The sequence below is a fragment of the Gelidibacter sp. genome, from assembly GCF_035577925.1.
Classification (GTDB): Bacteria; Bacteroidota; Bacteroidia; order Flavobacteriales; family Flavobacteriaceae; genus Gelidibacter.
In genome coordinates, this window is sequence record NZ_DATJCY010000358.1 from 1 (window position 1) to 2,183 (window position 2,183).

1 protein-coding gene is annotated in these 2,183 nt (G+C 33.1%); it reads left to right on the top strand.

Annotated elements, in window-relative coordinates:
* Positions 1-197 precede the first annotated feature (197 nt).
* Positions 198-1,946, top strand: coding sequence for an IS1634 family transposase (locus tag VNJ50_RS13710; protein ID WP_325582856.1), 1,749 nt, complete (start codon positions 198-200; stop codon positions 1,944-1,946).
* The last annotated feature ends 237 nt before the right edge of the window (positions 1,947-2,183 follow it).

A 2,183-nucleotide genomic window follows, 5' to 3' on the forward strand; every position in this document is an offset into this window, starting at 1 on the left:
CATTGATAAATCAATCTTTTATCTTATATTATAGGAGTCTAATCACAAAACAGTAATTAATATATAAAACGGGTTTTACCCCATTAAACTCTTATCCATCAACAAAATGATTGATTATAATGTTTAAATGTAGCAACTAAAATATAACATTATTTAACTCTATCAGCTTGAATATTAGCAAAGTATGAGTTTTTATTATGGAAACTATTATTACTTTTGCACCCATGTATATACAAAGAAATAAATCAACAGGTAAAAACGGCAAAGTGTACAGCTCCACCTTACTTTGCACCAAATATCGGGAAGAGGGGAAAGTTAAAACCCGAGTAGAAGCAAACCTCTCTCGCATACCAGAAGAAATTATTCTTGGCATTGAAAATATGCTTAAACACGAACAAGGAGCATTGGTTGCAAATAAAGATATTGCTGTAAAAAAAGCTATTGATTTTGGACTTGTGGTTTTGCTGATACACCTGATGGATAAATTACATATCAGCAAAACCCTTGAGAAAACAATGCCTAAACAGGCTGCTATTTTAAAAGGGATTATTATTGGCAAAGTAATTACTAGAGGCAGTAAATTAGGTATATACAATTGGTTAAAAAGAAATCGGGATATCTCTTCAAAACTTGGATTGGATATTGAGAACACAAAGCTTGACGATATTTACGCTGCCTTGGGAACCACCGCCCTGAAGCAACCACAAATAGAACGTAAATGGTTTATATACAACAAGAAAAAGCATAAAGAGGTTTATTTATATGATATAACAAGTACTTACTTAGAAGGTACTGAGAATGAACTTGCCGCTTTTGGTTATAACCGTGATGGAAAGAGAGGTAAGAAACAAATTAATATTGCATTACTAACCGACAGTGAAGGATGCCCCCTAAAAATTGAAGTTTTCCATGGTAACACACAAGACCATCAAACAGTTTTGAATCAGATTAATCACATAAAAAAAGAGTTTGATGTCCAAGAGGTTGTTTTTGTTGGAGATAGAGGAATGAAAATTCGTTATAACCTAGGAACCATGAATGAGGCTGATAAGGAGGGGGTGCACTACATAACAGGATTAACTCACGCTGAAATAAGAGATCTTCTAAAAAACGATGTCCTGCAATTAAATCTATTCAGCAAAGATATAGCAGAGGTAGAGCATGAGGGAGAAAGATATATACTTTCAGTAAATCCAGCACTTCAGGAAAAAGAACTGAATTATTTAAAAACGATTCGTGCACTTGTTGATGATGAAATCTCCGATGTGAAAGCAGCGTGGGAAAAACGTTGTCAAAAAAATATAGAGAATGCCGAAAAACTCAAAAATGGCCATAAAAATAAAAAATTAGTCACCCAGTTTTCAGAAAAAAATATTGATAAGTATAAATTACGTATTGAGGATATTCTCTCGAAAAGGCGCATGAGCAAGTATTACGAGATTGTGCAAATAAATGACAGTGAGTTTACTGTTGATTTCAAAGCTGAAAAGTACTTACAAGCAAAACAACTGGCTGGGAAATATGTTATTTGCACTGGTATTAATAAAGAGAAAATGGACAAACATGAGGTTAGAAAGCAATATAAAAACCTGCAAAATGTAGAGCATGCTTTCCGTGATCTTAAAAGTGACTACATTCAGATTCGTCCGGTATTTGTTCGTAATCAAGCTCAAACTCGCGGACATGTACTGCTTTCAATGTTCTCATATGCAATTATAAAAGAGATTGAAAACAAAATCTTTCCTTTTTTAAAATCATGGAATAAAAAGGCGAAAAGCAGGCTGGCCTTCGCAGATGTAATGGAAGAGTTGAAAGATATAAAACTAGTAGAATTAAATTTAGGACGAAATGTGGATACTCTCAAAATAACTGAGTTGAATGAACTACAAAAGGAGATACTCAAGCTTTTTGGTATGAATAAAAAGCAGTTAGAAGAGGGTTTGTAGCAATTAATCGAAAAAAATATAAGGTTATTTGATTGGTTATTAATGGGTTGGTGAAGTAAAATCCGTTTTAAATATATAGATGAAAAGTGTTTTCAAGTATCTCTTTCTTTCCATCTATAGCTGTTAATAAAAAAATCGACTTCAACAAAACGTGATGAAGTGCATATATACTAACAAGCATCTGTAGAGATAGTTTAACCCGCATTATTCACACCTCTATTTTTGTATAGTTGGCAG

Excerpts from the sequence above, each read along its gene's own strand:
- VNJ50_RS13710 (WP_325582856.1), top strand. The coding sequence starts at position 198 with ATGGAAACTATTATTACTTTTGCACCCATGTATATACAAAGAAATAAA.